The following is a 15659-nucleotide window of genomic DNA, read 5'->3' on the forward strand; positions in this document are numbered from 1 at the left end:
TACCGATTTTTAAGGAGACGGTAACGTGTCTGACGCATTCCCCCATTTGAATTCTCCGCTCGACCTTGGCTTTACCACATTGCGTAACCGCATCATGATGGGTTCGATGCACACCGGCCTTGAAGACAAATACAAGGAATTCGACAAATTTGCTGCCTACTTTGAAGCGCGCGCCAAAGGCGGCACTGCCTTGATCGTGACCGGCGGGTTTTCTCCGAATCTGGAAGGTTGGCTGTATCCTTTTGCCTCCAAATTGAGCAGCAGCGGTGCCATCAAACACCACAAGAAAGTGACCGAAGCCGTGCACAAGCACGACGGCAAAATCGTGATGCAACTATTGCACGCCGGTCGTTATGCCTATCACCCGCTCAGCGTCTCGGCTTCGAATGTGAAGTCATCAATTAACCCGTTCAAACCCCGCGAAATTGGCGACTTCGGCATTCGCCGAACCATTGCGGCATTTGCACGTTCTGCAAAAATTGCGCAAGAAGCCGGTTACGACGGTGTGGAAGTGATGGGTTCTGAGGGCTATTTTCTGAACCAGTTTATTTGCAAGCGAACCAACCACCGAACCGACCGCTGGGGCGGTTCAGTTGAAAACCGTGCGCGTTTGTCGGTTGAAATTGTTCGCCGCATTCGCGAAACCGTGGGCGAGAAATTCATCATTATTTATCGCCATTCCCTGCTTGACCTGGTCGAAGGTGGCAACACCTGGGAAGACGTCAGTTACATCGCCAAGGCTGTGCAAGACGCTGGAGCCAACTTGCTGAACACCGGAATTGGCTGGCATGAGGCCCGTGTACCCACCATTGTTACGTCTGTACCCCGTGCGGCGTTTGCTGAACTGACCGCGCGCCTGAGGAAAGAATTGCGTATTCCCGTGATTGCGTCCAACCGCATCAACAAACCGGATGTGGCAGAGCAACTGTTGGCCGACGGAGCATGCGACATGGTGTCGATGGCTCGCCCCCTGTTGGCTGACCCCGATTTTGCGATCAAGGCCAAAGAAGGCCGCGCCGACGAAATCAATATATGCATTGCCTGTAACCAGGCTTGCCTTGACCACACCTTCAGCCTGAAGCGTGCCTCTTGTTTGGTGAACCCGCGCGCCTGCCATGAACTTGAAATTGTGGACAAACCGATCGAGCGCAAAAAGAAAATTGCCGTGGTGGGTGCAGGCCCGGCAGGACTGGCAGCGGCCACTGAACTGGCCCGTCGTGGACACCACGTAAGCCTGTTCGACAAAGCGAGTGAAATTGGTGGCCAGTTCAACATGGCCAAACAAATTCCGGGCAAAGAAGAATTTTTTGAGACCATCAGCTATTTCAAGCGTCAACTGGAACTGAAGAACGTGGACGTTCGCCTGAACACGCGGGTAGACGCCGCGCTGATTTCAAAAGAACAGTTTGAAGAGGTCATTCTGGCCACTGGTATTAAACCCCGCACGCCCGGTATTGAAGGCATTGATCACCCCAAGGTGATGAGCTACATCGACGTGCTGCTCCACAAAAAAGAAGTGGGCCAGAAAGTGGCGGTGATTGGAGCTGGTGGCATTGGGTTTGATGTGTCGGAATACCTGACGCACGACTTTGCCCACCCTTCCCCCACACTGGACCTGGAAAGCTGGAAAAAAGAATGGGGCATTACCTTTGACCCCAAGAACGCAGGTGGTATTGATGGCGTGCAGCCAGAACCACCCAAGCCTGCACGTGAGGTGTGGCTATGTCAGCGCAAGGACGAACCCTTGGGCAAACGCCTTGGCAAAACATCGGGCTGGGTGCACAAGGCCAGCTTGAAAAGCCGCCGCGTTCACTTTATGCAGGGTGTTGAGTACCTGAAAATTGACGACCGTGGTTTGCATGTGATGGGTGCGCATGGCCCCCAAATTCTGGAAGTGGACAACATTATTGTGTGTGCTGGCCAGGACCCCTTGCGTGAACTGGTAGAACCGATCGAGGCCTTGGGCGTGCCCGTGCATTTGGTGGGCGGTTCATCAGTGGCTGCTGAACTGGACGCCAAACGAGCAATTAACCAAGCCACTCGCCTGGCTGTAACCCTGTAAAGGCAGAACAAAAAATGACTGAAAAATCGATGCTGCAAAAAGTGTATGCGCAAGTGGACAAACTGCCCACACCTTTAAAAACCCGCGCATTTACCCTGCTGTTTGGGCGCGCCGTGAAGTACTTCAAAACCAGTGGTTTGAAGTTTGAGTGGATTGAGCCCAACCATTCGATTGTGGTGATTAAAAACCGCCCCTATGTACAAAACCACATTGGTACGGTGCATGCTGTGGCCATGATCATGATTGCTGAATCAGCCACAGGTGCTTTGGTCGGCTTGAACGTACCTGCCAATGCGATACCCGTGATCAAGCGCATGGAGGTGGATTACCGCAAACGGGCAGCGGGCGATATGCGCGCCGAAGCCATGCTGACGCAGGAACAAATCACCATGATGCAAACCGAGGAACGCGGTGAAGTGGATGTGGCGGTCACCATTACCGATGGCGAAAGCAAAGAACCGATCTTTGTTCGCGCCATTTGGGCCTGGACCCCCAAGCGCAAAGGCTAAAATACAAAAAAACAGCGAGGAGACACCGGCATGGCCCCATTTGAATTTAGAACCGTCAACCGTATTGTGTGCGAATCGGGCAGCTCTGTACGAATGGCAGACATGCTGGCCCCATTGTTGACGCAGCACGGACTAAAAACAGCACGGGTCTTCATGCTGGTGGATCCTTTTATTTCCGGTACTGCTGCGTTCAAAACCATTTGCGACAATTTGGCGTCAGCAGGGCACGCCGTGCACAGTTGCAACGATGTGGAACCCGACCCGCCCGAGGCCTTGGTGCACCGTGTAACCCAACTGGCAAAAGATTTCAATGCAGATGTGGTAGTGGCCATTGGTGGTGGCTCTACGCTGGATGTGGCCAAGCTGATCGCTGTGTTGGCGCGCGGCAAGCAAGAGCTGACAAGCATGTACGGCGTGGGCAATGTACACAGCGACCGGTTGCCACTGGTGCTGGTGCCCACCACCGCCGGAACCGGCAGTGAAGTAACGCCAATTTCAATTGTAACCACGGGTGTGGATACAAAAATGGGCGTAGTTTCACCTGTGCTGTACGGCGACCTGGCCATTCTGGATGCGGACTGGACACTTAGCCTGCCACAACATGTCACCGCAGCCACCGGCATTGACGCCATGGTGCATGCCATTGAGGCCTACACCAGCAAACGTCTGAAAAATCCCTATGCGGACTTTCTGGCCTGTGAGGCGCTGCGCCTGCTGGCTGCGAACCTTCACACCGTGTGCAAAGACCCTGGCAACCGCGAGGCGCGCCAGGCGATGATGCTGGGTTCTTGCATGGCGGGCCAGGCTTTTGCAAACGCCCCCGTGGGCGCAGTGCATGCCTTGGCTTATCCAGTGGGCGGCATATTTCACGTGCCGCATGGCTTGAGCAATTCACTGGTGCTGCCCCATGTGTTGCGCTTTAACTTGCCCGCAGCCGAGCAGCAATATGCTGAATTGGCGCAGGTGTTGAAGCTGGGCCACCATGGTGACAACCAGGCACAACTGGCGCAGGCCTTCATTGACTACACGGCAACCCTGTCGCCCTCCACTGGTTTGCCGGTGGGCTTGCGCGAAGTGGGCATTGCCGAAAAAGATTTGCCGGTGATGGCCAGCGCCGCCATGCTGCAAACCCGCTTGCTGAGTAACAACCCGCGCGATGTGAACGAGGCCGAGGCCTTGGCCATATACCAGGCAGCCTACTAAACAATACCAACAACGACCATGACCACACTGGCTCAATACCCCTTACAGCAACTGGTTCAAACCCGTTGGCACGACAACGACATTTACGGCCATGTGAACAACGTGGTGTATTACAGCTACTTTGACAGCGTGGTGAACCGCTACCTGATTGAAGAAGGTGGCCTGGACATTCACAACGGCGAAGTGGTGGGTTTTGTGGTGGAAAGCCAGTGCAAATACCTAAAGCCACTGGCCTACCCTGAGCCCGTTATGGCAGGCCTGCGTGTGGGCAAGTTGGGCAACAGTTCAGTGCGTTATGAATTGGGGCTTTTCAATGCCGAAGGTGAATTGTGCGCCCAGGGCTACTTCATTCATGTGTTTGTGAACAAAGCCAACAATACACCCACGCCGATTCCGGAAGGCATACGTCGCAAAATGGCATTGCTGGTGATCTAAAAAATCAGTGTTCGAGCATTGCTCAGTCAATGCTCGTATTGCGCTCGAATGTTTTTCGCCACTTGCAACAAACCGGCTGGCGACAAGTCGCTCAAGTCAATCAGGGGTGACTCATCAATATTGGGATATTCGCGCAATATTGAGCGGCGGTATGCCGGGTCGTAATGGTTGCGCATCAAACGCTCAAACAGCTCCGGCATTTGTCGGTCAGCCGCCAGTTTTTCCCACTCTTCGAATTCTTTTCCACCCACCAGGCTACGGATAAAACGCAGGCGTTCCAGCATGCCTTCCGGGTCTTCTTCAAAGTGTTTGTAATCCTGGCGCCACAGTTCAACCCGCTGTTGCATGTCCGCATGCACACGAACGGTTTTACCCTTGCGCATGGAATCAAGCATGGAAGCAGGAATTTGCACGTTGCCGATTTTTTTGCTTTCCGCTTCTACCCACACAGGTCTGGAAGGATCCAGCTTGGCAAGTTCCTCAAGCAACAAGGTATCAAAATACTTTTGCGAGGGCTGCGGCGTATCGGGAATGGCACCAATAATCGAACCACGGTGCCTTGCAATCGCCTCCAGATCCACCACTTGGCAACCCGCTTCGTGCAAGGCGTACAACAGGCGGGTTTTTCCACAACCGGTTGGCCCACTCAGTACGTGGTAGTCAAACTTCGTGGGCGCTGTTTCAAGCTGCTCATTCACCCAGCGTCGATAGGCTTTCCAGCCGCCAGTGAGCTTTTGTACGTCGTAACCAATGGTTTCAAGCGCATCAATCCACAGTTTGCTCCGCTTGCCTCCACGGAAGCAGTACACCAGCACCTTGCCGTCTTTGGGGTATTTGGGCAGGTCTTCGGTCAAGTGCCGTGCAATATTGGCCAAGGAATAACGCACGCCAATGCTGTATGCGCCCATTTTGTCGCTGCGGTGAAGGGTGCCGACCTCTGCATACTCGTCGTTGTTCACCACGGGCATGTTGACTGCACCAGGTATGTGATCTTCCTCGTACTCGCGCGGCGAGCGGGCATCAATAATCAGCGTGTAACTGGAAAAATCATGCATGGCCAGACAACTTCAAATCAAAATGTTCAGCCCGGCAGAATAGCGTAAAACAAGGGATTGACCAAACCGGACAAGCCCTGCCCGGCAATTATGTGGGTAGATTGCGGCCTGGCAGGGTTTTCAGGCCACCAACAATGGTTTTCAGTTCTTTCCAGTCAGTGGCCTTTCGTTTTTGCAACATGGGCCACAACTTCATGAGCAGTTGCGCAGTGGCCAACACATCGGCTGCGGCTTGGTGGCGTTGTTCGCATTCAATGCCATAACGCTGCATCCAGACATCCAGCGGTAGTTGATGGTTTTCCTTGTGCAGCACCGCGGCCAAGTGTTCAAGATCAAGCCAGTGCCGGTGGGTTGCCCGGCCCAGCACTTTGCGCATGGCTTTGTTAATCAGGATTTCATCAAACCAGCTATGAAATGCAATGATCGGCGAGTTGCCGACATAGCAAAGAAATTCAGACAAAGCCACCTCGGCCTTCACACCGCGCTGCTGCGCACCAATGCCAATGCCGTGAATCAAAATATTGTTTTTGTCGATGGCCTCAAATTCAATCATGTCGACAATTTCAGGGGGCTGTTTTATCACCACCTCAAAAGTATCGGTCAAAGAAATTCTTGGGCGGCGTTGCGAGTCAAAAGCAATCGCTGTGGCTGCAATTGAGATCAAACGATCTTTTTTCGGGTTCAAACCCGATGACTCTACGTCAACCACCACCCATCGATCGGGATTGGGGCTGGAGAAATCCAGCGTTTGAACCAGGCGGGTTTTTATGTAGCTGGCCCAGCCTTGAGCGGGCAACAATTGGCCCTGCAATGTGGTGCTCAACGCATGTGCTCCATTTCAATTCGCTGCTGCAAACGGCGCCCCACCCGGAAACACTCTTTCAGTATGCGGCGGTCAATGTTATCCAGCACATCGTAATTCACCACGTTGGGTTGATCCGGCAAATTGGGAACGGCCACGCCTTCATCAAGTTGTATGCGAAGGCGCATCATTTGCAAAAACTCAAAGGCACTAACCCAGGCGTCCCGGCGTTGTTCTTCCACACTTAAACGCTTGGCCACTGCCTCGAACCTGCGGCGCGTATTGACTTCATCAATACCAAACACCAGCGAGAAGAAGCGTGCAGCATCTACAAACACCGCCGTACCCTGCTTTTTCAAGTCCAGTGTTCGAATGTCTTCGATCTCGGTTGTGTCAATACTGCCGTGCCAATTCAATGGTGGGCGAAAACGCATGATGTTTTCAGCCAGAAGACGCAAGAATATGGTGGAGTCTTTGGCACGGGTCACGATGTAATCACGAAGCGGTTGTGCCAACTCCTTGTTACCCGCCAAAGCACGAAGATCAAAAAAGATGTTCACGCGCAGCAGGTTCTCGGGGGTAGCCACGTCGATCCATCGTGCAAATTTGTTTAACCACTCACCCGCTGTCATGCAGCAATCAGGGTTGCTGGCCATGATGTTGCCCTTGCACAATGGGTAACCGCACTGGTCAAGTGTTTGGTTTACTTCTTTGCCAAAAGCCAGCCAGCGTGGCCTGTCCACTTCGGGCTGATCGCTGACGAACAACAAGCCGTTGTCCTGGTCTGTGGCAATGGTTTGTTCCGAACGGCCTTCAGAGCCGAAACTGAGCCAACAGTAGCTGTTGGCATCAATGCCCATGCGGTTACCCACCACTTCAAGAATGCGCTCGGTGAGCACATCGTTCAGGTGGCTGATCAATTCGGTCAGCTGTTTCGCAGCAATGCCCTGGCCCAGCAGGTTTTTGGCAAAACTGCGTATGTCGTTGGCGCAGGTGCGCAGCATTTCAGCGTCTTGGGCAGACCGAATGTTGCTGCTGATTTGCTTCAGCGACAAGCGCTGCATGGCAAAAATATCGCGCTCAGACACAATTCCACTTAATTTGCCATTGCGGGTTACTGGCACATGGCGTATGCCGAATCTGGACATTAACAAGGCGGCGTCTTGCGCAGAATTGCTCTCATCCAAGGTGTGCACAGGCGTATTCATGACCTCGGAAATTTGCGAGTTAAGCGGTTTTTGCGCCATGGCGACACGGGAGAGCACGTCTTGCCGGGTCAAAATTCCTTCAACCACCATGGTCTCGCTCACAACGATCATGGAGCCGATTCGATGCTCATGCATCACTTCCAGCACCTGCTTCAGCGGGGTATTGGGCGAACATGAAAACGGCTCATGGCGGCACACATCCCTTAAGGGTTTCTCAAGGGTTTGCTCTGCCAGCGTTTGCGAAGAATAAGCGACCTGAATTGCCTTTCTTGAAAGGTCCAGAAACTGCATGGTGCGCCGGGTCAGGTAATCGGAAAACACCGGGCTTTTGCGTGCCAGCGCCTGGACACCGTCGAAAGTGAACATCAGGCAAAAGGTGTCTTCGCGGGCACTGTAGGTGGCAGTTACAGCACGTTTGGCCAAAAAGGCGTTCACGGGAAACATTTCCCCGGCTTCATATTGAAACCCGGTAGAGGACAGGTCGGCCAAACCCTTTCGGCCTACGGCTGAGCCTTTTTCAACATAGTAAAGAAACTGGGGAGGGCCGTCGTCGGGCCGCACAATTACTTCATTGGGCGCAAAGTAGGTTTCAGCACAACCATCAAGCAGGCAGTCCAGGTCGCGCGGCGGAATTTCACTAAACGGCGCGTATTTGACTAGTCTTTGCTTGATGTAGTCCAGCATTTGCCCAGAGGGGCTGGTACTGGATTGGGCTGATTCAGGAGCATTTACCCCCGAATCAGCCACAGAAGCGGCATTCGGTCGATTCACAGTCTCTCCATTTGCTGGGCTAAATGGTTTTTATAATGGTTTTCCCTATTGTAGCCTCAGCACCTTACAAAAAGCTTGTTTCTTCCAAACGACGCGCCCTGAAAATAGTGCTTGCTTTGCGCCAGAGGCAGGAATATATTCGCGCAACTCCCCCGATGGCTGTCTTTTTCCGAGGTTAAATTGCAGTCAAATCCCACCACTATTATTGTCGACGGCGCAGGCGTTGAAGCCCTGTGCCAAAGCTGCGGCGTATGCTGCTCAACCTTCAGAATCAGCTTTTACTGGGGAGAGACCACGGCGGCCGAAGGCGGTGTGGTGCCAGTGGAAATGACCGAGCAAATGAACCTGTACCGCAGCTGCATGAAGGGAAGCTCACAGAGCAAGCCACGTTGCATTGCACTGGCGGGCAATATTGGTGAGTCAGTCAACTGCACCATTTACGAGAATCGCCCTTCCCCTTGTCGGGAATACGATGTGTTCAATGCACAAGGCGAGTTAAATCCCCGATGCAACCAGGCACGCGCCCAGCACGGTCTTGCACCGCTGGATGTACGTTACGTGCCGGTGGTTGGTGTGCCGGATCACATCACCCTGCCAACGCCTGAAATCAATACAGGTCTTTAATCAGTCAGCACCATTGAACATGTCTTGATCGTGCTCTGTTAACGCAGCGCGAACCGCCTGTGCATTTTCCACTGCCTGGGGGCTGTCGCCGTGCACACACAAAGTTTGAGCCACGACAACACGGCTCGAACCATCCAGACATGGCAATGGACCACCTCGTATCATCAAGGCAGCCTGGGCCTTGACCTGAACCGGGTCATGTAGCAAAGCACCCGGGTGACTTCTCAGTGCCAGCGTACCGTTGCCCAAGTAAGCCCGATCGGGAAAAGCCTCCTCGATCACCTGAATGCCCGCAGAGCGCGCCCAAGCAACCAGGGGGCTTTCTGCCAGGGCCAGCATTTTAAGGTGCGGAAATGCATGGGCCAGCTTGATCAGTATTTCTGCCTCGGCGGGTTGAACCGCGGCATCGTTATACAGCTGCCCATGGGACTTGAAATGCGAGCTGGTACAGCCCATTTTTGCGGCGATGTTTTCAAACAACTCCATTTGTTGCTTCAGCTCGTTCAGTAGCACGGCGGGTGAAATTTCAGGCTTCTGGCGCCCAAAACCTGCGCGATCCGGGTAACTGGGGTGCGCGCCCACCTCCACATCATGCTCAAGCGCCAAGGCACACGCCTGGCGAATACTTTGCTCGTCACCCGCATGGCCGCCACAGGCAATATTGGCCCAATCAATAACATTGAACATGGTTTCATCGTGGGCACCACCTTCACCCAAATCTGCATTAATCCACATTTGTGTTTGCCTCGTTACATTCAATTTCGTGCCTGTAACGCCTGCACTCCTGTTCATGCCTGGACTGCAGGCGCAACGCTTGCTCTTCATCAACCAATACCCAATTTACGCTTTCCCCCGATCCCAGTTGCGACAATTTCCAAAGATCGCAAGACAGCACGCTGCCAAGGCGGGGGTAACCACCGGTGACTTGCGCTTCGCACAACAGCACCACCGCCTGCCCGCTGGGCGTCAACTGCACGACACCAGGGTGAACCGCATGTGAGCGCAAGGACACCGCGTGCTTCAGGGACAAAGGCGATTCAGCCCCCTCCAAACGATACCCCATTCGACTGCTTAGCATGCCCAGAGTGAAAAACTGGTGGACAAGCAGGTCTTGAGAATTTTCACTGAGCTCAAAAAATTCCGGGCCTGGCAGTAAATGAAGCCCCAGTCGGGTTGAATGTTCAGCGCGGGCCAATGGCATGGCCAAACGAATTCCGGGCCGTATGCTGGTGGTGAACTGTCGGGCAAAATGCAGTTCATCCCCAACCTGCAAGGCCCTGCCCTGAAAGCCCCCAAAACCTGCTGCAAGGCAGGTGCTGCGAGAGCCCATGAGTTCCGGCACATCGACGCCGCCCTGCACGCACAAAAGGTTCCAAAAGCCCAAGTGCGGCGGCCTTGTTCGCAACAAGTCGCCTTCCTGCAGATCCACCATTTGACCGCACAGCAAGGACTTTCCATTTAAACAGGCTTGTGCACCACGGTTTGCAAACAGCACCCGGCATGGTTTGGCACACACAAAATCGAATTGCCCCATCAGCTCCAGGCAAGCAGCATTGTCTGGATTGCCCAGCGCAAGGTTGCCCAGGCGGAAGGAAAACCCATCGAGCACGCCCCCAATAGGCACACCCTCATGTTGGTAGCCCCAACGACCCGAATCGCTGACAATGCCCTGCCCCTGCGCCCTGACGATTTTAAGCATGATCAGCCCGAATGAATTGCACGGTGTCACCGGCCTTGAAAAGTGACTGCCCTTCCTGCCCTGTGATCTCAGGATCAAAAAGCACCTGCTCCACATGCCCCAACAAATGCCACCCACCGGGACTTTCCCAAGGATACACAGCGCAATAATGTGCGCCAATTGCCAATGTGCCTGCTGGCACGCGCGGGCGCGGCGTGTCCCGGCGCGCAAACTGAAGCTGCTTGGGCAAACCTGTGAGGTAAGCAAAGCCGGGTAAAAAACCCAAAAACTGAACAGTGTATGTGGCGCTGCTGTGCAGCTCGATAAGGGCTTCAGGACTTAGTTCTGTTTTGGTGGCCAACCATTGAAGGTCTTGCCCGGCGACACCGCCATAGTTCACGAGAATTCGATGCTGGCTTCCCGACTTGACCAAGTTCTTCGTACTTTTCGTCAGTTCAGAAACGAGCCGATCAAGTTGCTCCAGTATGGATTTGCCTTGCGAATTGGAAAGAATTGAATTGGTAAACAACACGGTGATTGATTGATCGGCCTGAACACATTGAAATGCGGACCAAGCCAGAGAGTGCATTGATTCAATCAATTCCTGACGAAATGCGGTGAGTCGGGCAACAGAGACCTGATTCTCGCCAGGAGTTGACCCTGTGCCCCAGTCAATCTGAATTGCGCGATCGGAAAGAAGATAAACCCTGGGCATGCGTGCTCGACAAAATTGAACATAATGCCTTTAGTTTAAACACAAAAAAAGCAGCCAACGGCTGCTTTTTCGGGATGAACTACACAGCTTACGCTGCGGCCTGTTTGCCTTCGCTGGAATCAATGGTTCGAAGGTCGGTGTCACCAATCGGAATTCTGCGCACTTTCATTTGTTCTGGGATCACCTTGCGCAACTCGACGACCAACAAACCATTTTTCAAATTTGCGCCATCCACTTGCACGTAGTCTGCCAGGTTGAATTTGCGCTCGAAACTGCGGAATGCAATGCCTTTGTGCAGGTACTGTTTGCCCTCTTCGTCAGCTTTGCGGCCACGCACTGTCAGCACGCCGCGCTCCACTTCCAGTTCAAGCTCTTTTTCCTCGAAACCAGCCACTGCCACGCTGATTTGATAGCGGTTTTCTTCCAGTGCTTCAATGTTGTAGGGAGGATAGCCGGTTGAGGTATCGGCACGCATTGCAGCATCCAGAATAGTGGCCATGCGGTCAAAACCGATGGTGCTGCGGTACAAAGGGGTAAGGTCGATTGTTGCCATGATTCATTCTCCTGAGAAGCAAAAAATCAGTTATTCAAAATGTGCGGAAACTCTCACAGAGACATTTCCCACACCACTGATTTATGAGCCACCCAGACAATTTCAAGGTCTTTTATTAAAAAATTTCAGCTCGAAAAAAGATCACCATTGACGTAAAACCATTGCCCGTTTTCCTGCACAAAACGGCTGCGCTCATGCAAGCGACTGGCTGGCCCGCTGTGGGGCTTGTAACGGGCAACAAACTCCACTTCCGCATGTTTGCCTTGTGGCCAGTGCCCCTTTACATTCAGGCCCAGCCATTGGCCTTGCGCAAGCTCCTGTTGTAAATCAAGCTGGTTTGGTCGGGTACTGGCATGCCAGGTCGACAACACGTAGTCGCTTAAACCCATGGCATAGGCGCTGTACCGTGAACGCATCAGGGCCTCTGCAGTAGGGGGCAATGCCACGTTGATGTGAAAAGGTTCACAGCAGCTTGCATAGGAACCCTTGCCGCAGGGGCACAGCAGTGATTTATTTTTTTGGACCATGTAGGGCAAAGCCGGTGAACTGTGCAGATTTTTCATTTTAGACTGAAGCCAGAGACAGCCAACCAAAAACCAACAACAATGACCACTAACAATGACAACTAAGCCTTCACAAGTGCATGCGTTTAACCATGCCGACGCTTTGGGCCATCACGATGCAGTGGCCCTGGCCGCGCAACTTCAACGCGGAGAAACCAGTGCAACTGCACTGGTGCAAGCCGCTTACCACCGGCTGGAGCAAGTCAACCCGGCGCTACACGCCACGGTGTGCCTTCAGGAAGAAGCTGCGCTGGCTCAGGCAAAATATTACGATGAGCTTGGAAACTTCAGGGCATTTCAGGGCATACCCGCTTTTTTGAAAGACAACCTGGATTTGCAAGGCTTGCCCACCCAGCACGGTTCAGCGGCCATGCCGGCGACTACCAAGAAACACACCAGCGCAGTGGCACAGCAAATCATCGACACGGGTGTGGTGCTGTTGGGTAAAACCAAGTTGCCCGAATTCGGGCTGACCGCCACCACCGAATACAGCAAAGCCGAGCCCGCGCACAACCCCTGGAATACAGGGCACAGCACAGGCGGATCATCGGGCGGTTCAGCCGCCTTGGTGGCTGCAGGTGTGGTTCCAATTGCGCATGCAAACGATGGCGGTGGCTCTATCCGCATTCCTGCAGCCTGTTGCGGGCTCGTGGGCTTGAAACCCAGCCGTGGACGCCTTGCCATGAATGAAATGGCGAAAAACCTGCCCATCAATATTGTTAGCGACGGGATTGTGTCGCGCAGCGTAAGGGACACTGCGGCGTTTTTCGCCTTGGCCGAAGAACACTACAAAAACCCCACCCTGCCACCATTGGGACACATTACGGCCCCAGGGCGCAAACGCCTGAAAATTGGCATGTTTACCCAGAAAATTTCAGGAAAGGAAACCGACACTGCCTGTGTAGTAGCTGTTCACAAAGCGGCCGCCTTGTGCGAAGAACTGGGCCATGAAGTGCAGGAAATTCAAATTCCGATCAATGCTCAGTTTGCAGATGATTTTTTACTTTACTGGGGCATGCTTGCCGCATCGATTTCACACCTGGGCAAGCTGGCAGTTGACCGGCACATGGACACCAGCAAGCTGGAACCACTCACCCACGGACTGGCCAGGCATTTCACCCGGAATTTACTGACCTTTCCTTTCGCGCTACGCAGGCTTTACCAATTTGAAGCGCAATACGCCACCGCATTTGCAGACCTTGATGTACTACTTAGCCCCACACTTGGCCAGCCTGCGCCGCCCTTGGGTTATTTGGCGCTGGACTTGCCTTTTGATGAGGCCAGGGAAAGGTTGATTAACTTTGCGTCCTTCACAGCGGCACAAAACGTGGCAGGTGCACCGGCCATCAGTTTGCCCATGCACCACACCGTTGAAGGAATTCCGGTGGGAGTCCATTTTGCAGCGGCCATGGGTCATGAATTCCGATTAATTGAGCTTGCGCTGGAAATTGAGCAAGCCCAACCTTTCAAGATGCTGGCATGAATTCCAGATGGGCTTTGTAAACCAGCGAGGCCCTGTCTACCATGGGGCAATGCCCCGTATTTTCTAGCAACAGATCAACAATTTCAGGCTTGATCTGTTTCAACACAGCCAGCCCGCCGGGGTGCACCAGTTGATCCGAATCGCCCCAAACCACCATCAGGGGCACGGTGGTTTTTTCTACCATCTCATTCAAACTTACATTGGCATCGGGATTCACAAATTCCATGAACACCCGGTCAAGCAGCGATTTGTTTTTGATCGACATACGCCCGAAGTATTTGCGCATAAAGCCAGGCATGGGTGGTGCCTTGCCATTGAAACAAAGGCCAACCACCTTTTCATATTCTTCAAAATTGCTGGGAGCAAGAATGATTTTTCCCTCATCTGCGAATGCGCGCCCAATGGCAGTGTGTTCAGCACCCTTCACGCCTGCCGGGTTGAGCAAACAGGCGCTCAACACTCTGTTTTCAAAGTTGGCTGCCAGTGTGCCCGCCAAATAGCCGCCCATGGAATTGCCCATCACATGGAAATTCTTGACCCCCACGGCATCAAGCCAACGCACAACCCGGTCAGCCTGCTCTGCAATATTGAATCGTGCATTGCTGGGCCGGTCTGATTCACCAAAACCGATCAGGTCGGGAATCCATACGGTGTAATGGCGCATCAATCGCGGGGCAAGTGCCAGCCAGTTTTCCTTGTTGGCGCCAAAGCCGTGTACCAGCACCATGTCGGGCCCTTGCCCGCCCTTGAAGAATACGGTGCGCCCGTCTACGGTGTTGATGCTGCTCTTGACCAAGCCCATTTGCTTGCATTTGGAGTCGATCAATCGGCGGCAAAGCCAGTTCATAAACGCATTACTCATTGTTGTCTCACCTGTCGTGTTGTCTGGTTTTTTCTTACAGCATCCAAAGCCGCTCACTGATCTCGCTTACAGCAAATGGATGGCTTAGTTTTTTTCGTGATTGTTCAACAATACATTCACTGGGATCGATGTCTGTGGGAAGCGTCGAAACCTTCTGAAAAAGATTGCTCGATTTGAATAGGAGGATGTTCAAAATGAAAGCAAATGAACTACTGGAACAAATTCGCGAAGCCAATTTATCTTACCTGCTTCTGGCCAAACAACTCATCAACGAAGACAAAGCCGAGGCCATCATTCGCCTGGGTATCGATGAAAACACAGCAGACTTGCTGGACCAACTGACCACCGCACAAGTCTTGCGCATTGCAGCAAACAATGTGCCCATGTGCAGCATTCGGTTCGAAGACCCTGCCGTGTGGAAACTCCTCTCCGACCACGGAAAAGAACGCGCCATTTCGGGCATGCACGCCGCCATCCTGATGGCTGGCCGCAGCGCCCAAATTGCAGCTTAAACGCACTTAAAAAAACCGTGGTTCATGCACCCAAGGGTGCTTTGGAGAACAGACATGTCAAAGATTAAATCCTTGATGGCTGAGGCTGTCCAAATCAAACTTGCTTCTGACCTGATCAAGCTGGATGCCCGCTTGCAAGTTCTGGAAAGCGAAACCCAATTGTCGCGTGAACGCCTGATTCGCCTTTACAAGGAAATCAAGCAGAAATCACCACCCAAGGGCATGCTGCCCTTTTCAACCGACTGGTTCATGACCTGGCAGCCGAATATTCACTGCTCGCTGTTCATTAATTTTTACTCGACATGCATCAAACACACCGACCTTGAAGACGGGGAATGCCTGGTAAAGGCTTACAAACTTTATCGCGAGCAAATCAACGCCTTGGGCCTACCGGAAGTGTTGTCGCTGACCCGTGCATGGCGCCTTGTGAAGTTTTTTGATGCCGGCATGCTGACCACCACTGCCTGCAAAACCTGTCAGGGCAACTTTGTGGTGCACACCTATGACCTGGTGAACAACTACGAGTGCGGTTTGTGCAACATGCCTTCCCGTGCCGGGAAAACCAAGCAAGACGCAGCCACCCGCTTCTTCAATGAAGAAAGCATGCTGGAAACCGCTTAAGCA

At 53.1% G+C, this 15659-nt stretch carries 17 protein-coding genes; 8 read left to right on the forward strand and 9 right to left on the reverse strand.

Going from position 1 to position 15659, the window contains the following annotated elements:
• Window positions 1-25 precede the first annotated feature (25 nt).
• Genes FRIGORI9N_RS10480 through FRIGORI9N_RS10495 form a run of 4 tightly spaced genes read left to right on the forward strand, consistent with a single transcriptional unit; the run spans window position 26 to window position 4209 of the window.
• A complete protein-coding gene (locus tag FRIGORI9N_RS10480; RefSeq protein WP_159570521.1) occupies window positions 26-2062 on the forward strand; it encodes an NADPH-dependent 2,4-dienoyl-CoA reductase in 2037 nt (678 codons plus the stop codon).
• 14 nt (window positions 2063-2076) lie between these two features.
• Window positions 2077-2571 (forward strand): DUF4442 domain-containing protein, encoded by a 495-nt coding sequence (locus FRIGORI9N_RS10485; protein WP_159570524.1) that lies wholly within the window; start codon window positions 2077-2079, stop codon window positions 2569-2571.
• A gap of 30 nt (window positions 2572-2601) precedes the next feature.
• On the forward strand, window positions 2602-3774 hold the full coding sequence (locus FRIGORI9N_RS10490) for an iron-containing alcohol dehydrogenase (protein WP_159570527.1): 1173 nt from the start codon (window positions 2602-2604) through the stop codon (window positions 3772-3774).
• Between the two features lie 18 nt (window positions 3775-3792).
• The gene (locus FRIGORI9N_RS10495; protein WP_159570530.1) at window positions 3793-4209 is read left to right on the forward strand and encodes a thioesterase family protein; all 417 of its coding nucleotides are present in this window, start codon (window positions 3793-3795) and stop codon (window positions 4207-4209) included.
• A gap of 26 nt (window positions 4210-4235) precedes the next feature.
• Here the strand turns inward: FRIGORI9N_RS10495 and mnmH are convergent, their stop codons facing one another.
• From mnmH to FRIGORI9N_RS10510, 3 genes are all read right to left on the reverse strand, one after another.
• Window positions 4236-5264 (reverse strand): tRNA 2-selenouridine(34) synthase MnmH, encoded by a 1029-nt coding sequence (mnmH, locus tag FRIGORI9N_RS10500; protein ID WP_159570533.1) that lies wholly within the window; start codon window positions 5262-5264, stop codon window positions 4236-4238.
• An 88-nt stretch (window positions 5265-5352) separates the two neighbouring features.
• Entirely contained in the window at window positions 5353-6087 is a 735-nt protein-coding gene (locus tag FRIGORI9N_RS10505) for a 3'-5' exonuclease (RefSeq protein ID WP_159570536.1), read from the reverse strand.
• Window positions 6084-8045 carry a DUF294 nucleotidyltransferase-like domain-containing protein gene (locus FRIGORI9N_RS10510; RefSeq protein WP_159570539.1) on the reverse strand — a complete coding sequence of 654 codons (1962 nt, stop codon included), beginning with the start codon at window positions 8043-8045 and terminating at the stop codon, window positions 6084-6086. Before FRIGORI9N_RS10510 ends, FRIGORI9N_RS10505 begins: the two co-directional genes overlap by 4 nt.
• Window positions 8046-8225: 180 nt before the next feature.
• Between FRIGORI9N_RS10510 and FRIGORI9N_RS10515 the strand changes: the two genes are divergently transcribed.
• A complete protein-coding gene (locus tag FRIGORI9N_RS10515) occupies window positions 8226-8669 on the forward strand; it encodes a YkgJ family cysteine cluster protein (RefSeq protein ID WP_201301474.1) in 444 nt (147 codons plus the stop codon).
• Here FRIGORI9N_RS10515 and FRIGORI9N_RS10520 read toward each other — a convergent pair whose 3' ends face one another.
• The 5 genes from FRIGORI9N_RS10520 to FRIGORI9N_RS10540 form a co-directional block, all read right to left on the reverse strand.
• Entirely contained in the window at window positions 8670-9404 is a 735-nt protein-coding gene (locus FRIGORI9N_RS10520) for a LamB/YcsF family protein (RefSeq protein WP_159570542.1), read from the reverse strand.
• Window positions 9394-10368: a biotin-dependent carboxyltransferase family protein gene (locus FRIGORI9N_RS10525; protein WP_159570545.1), complete on the reverse strand. Its 975-nt coding sequence runs from the start codon at window positions 10366-10368 to the stop codon at window positions 9394-9396. The genes FRIGORI9N_RS10520 and FRIGORI9N_RS10525 overlap by 11 nt, the downstream gene beginning before the upstream one ends.
• Window positions 10361-11062 carry an allophanate hydrolase subunit 1 gene (locus tag FRIGORI9N_RS10530; protein ID WP_159570548.1) on the reverse strand — a complete coding sequence of 234 codons (702 nt, stop codon included), beginning with the start codon at window positions 11060-11062 and terminating at the stop codon, window positions 10361-10363. Before FRIGORI9N_RS10530 ends, FRIGORI9N_RS10525 begins: the two co-directional genes overlap by 8 nt.
• A gap of 88 nt (window positions 11063-11150) precedes the next feature.
• Entirely contained in the window at window positions 11151-11615 is a 465-nt protein-coding gene (locus tag FRIGORI9N_RS10535) for an Hsp20 family protein (protein WP_159570551.1), read from the reverse strand.
• 125 nt (window positions 11616-11740) lie between these two features.
• A complete protein-coding gene (locus FRIGORI9N_RS10540; RefSeq protein ID WP_159570555.1) occupies window positions 11741-12178 on the reverse strand; it encodes a YchJ family protein in 438 nt (145 codons plus the stop codon).
• A 55-nt stretch (window positions 12179-12233) separates the two neighbouring features.
• Between FRIGORI9N_RS10540 and FRIGORI9N_RS10545 the strand changes: the two genes are divergently transcribed.
• Complete coding sequence (locus FRIGORI9N_RS10545) at window positions 12234-13661, forward strand: amidase (RefSeq protein WP_159570558.1); 1428 nt, start codon at window positions 12234-12236, stop codon at window positions 13659-13661.
• Here the strand turns inward: FRIGORI9N_RS10545 and FRIGORI9N_RS10550 are convergent.
• Window positions 13645-14523 (reverse strand): alpha/beta fold hydrolase, encoded by an 879-nt coding sequence (locus FRIGORI9N_RS10550; protein ID WP_159570561.1) that lies wholly within the window; start codon window positions 14521-14523, stop codon window positions 13645-13647. The two genes, FRIGORI9N_RS10545 and FRIGORI9N_RS10550, sit on opposite strands and share 17 nt — an antisense overlap.
• A 194-nt stretch (window positions 14524-14717) precedes the next feature.
• Between FRIGORI9N_RS10550 and flhD the strand changes: the two genes are divergently transcribed.
• Together flhD and flhC are read left to right on the forward strand one after the other, a co-directional pair.
• A complete protein-coding gene (gene flhD / locus FRIGORI9N_RS10555; RefSeq protein WP_201301475.1) occupies window positions 14718-15035 on the forward strand; it encodes a flagellar transcriptional regulator FlhD in 318 nt (105 codons plus the stop codon).
• A 54-nt stretch (window positions 15036-15089) separates the two neighbouring features.
• Window positions 15090-15656, forward strand: coding sequence for a flagellar transcriptional regulator FlhC (flhC, locus tag FRIGORI9N_RS10560; RefSeq protein ID WP_201301476.1), 567 nt, complete (start codon window positions 15090-15092; stop codon window positions 15654-15656).
• Window positions 15657-15659: the final 3 nt, after the last annotated feature.

This window comes from Limnobacter sp. 130, assembly GCF_902506325.1.
Taxonomy (GTDB): domain Bacteria; phylum Pseudomonadota; class Gammaproteobacteria; order Burkholderiales; family Burkholderiaceae_B; genus Limnobacter.

Coding starts and splice junctions, on each gene's coding strand:
- FRIGORI9N_RS10540 (WP_159570555.1), bottom strand. CDS start 12,178: ATGAAAAATCTGCACAGTTCACCGGCTTTGCCCTACATGGTCCAAAAA.
- flhC (WP_201301476.1), top strand. CDS start 15,090: ATGTCAAAGATTAAATCCTTGATGGCTGAGGCTGTCCAAATCAAACTT.
- FRIGORI9N_RS10525 (WP_159570545.1), bottom strand. CDS start 10,368: ATGCTTAAAATCGTCAGGGCGCAGGGGCAGGGCATTGTCAGCGATTCG.
- FRIGORI9N_RS10485 (WP_159570524.1), top strand. CDS start 2,077: ATGACTGAAAAATCGATGCTGCAAAAAGTGTATGCGCAAGTGGACAAA.
- FRIGORI9N_RS10550 (WP_159570561.1), bottom strand. CDS start 14,523: ATGAGTAATGCGTTTATGAACTGGCTTTGCCGCCGATTGATCGACTCC.
- mnmH (WP_159570533.1), bottom strand. CDS start 5,264: ATGCATGATTTTTCCAGTTACACGCTGATTATTGATGCCCGCTCGCCG.
- flhD (WP_201301475.1), top strand. CDS start 14,718: ATGAAAGCAAATGAACTACTGGAACAAATTCGCGAAGCCAATTTATCT.
- FRIGORI9N_RS10495 (WP_159570530.1), top strand. CDS start 3,793: ATGACCACACTGGCTCAATACCCCTTACAGCAACTGGTTCAAACCCGT.
- FRIGORI9N_RS10490 (WP_159570527.1), top strand. CDS start 2,602: ATGGCCCCATTTGAATTTAGAACCGTCAACCGTATTGTGTGCGAATCG.
- FRIGORI9N_RS10520 (WP_159570542.1), bottom strand. CDS start 9,404: ATGTGGATTAATGCAGATTTGGGTGAAGGTGGTGCCCACGATGAAACC.
- FRIGORI9N_RS10545 (WP_159570558.1), top strand. CDS start 12,234: ATGACAACTAAGCCTTCACAAGTGCATGCGTTTAACCATGCCGACGCT.
- FRIGORI9N_RS10530 (WP_159570548.1), bottom strand. CDS start 11,062: ATGCCCAGGGTTTATCTTCTTTCCGATCGCGCAATTCAGATTGACTGG.
- FRIGORI9N_RS10535 (WP_159570551.1), bottom strand. CDS start 11,615: ATGGCAACAATCGACCTTACCCCTTTGTACCGCAGCACCATCGGTTTT.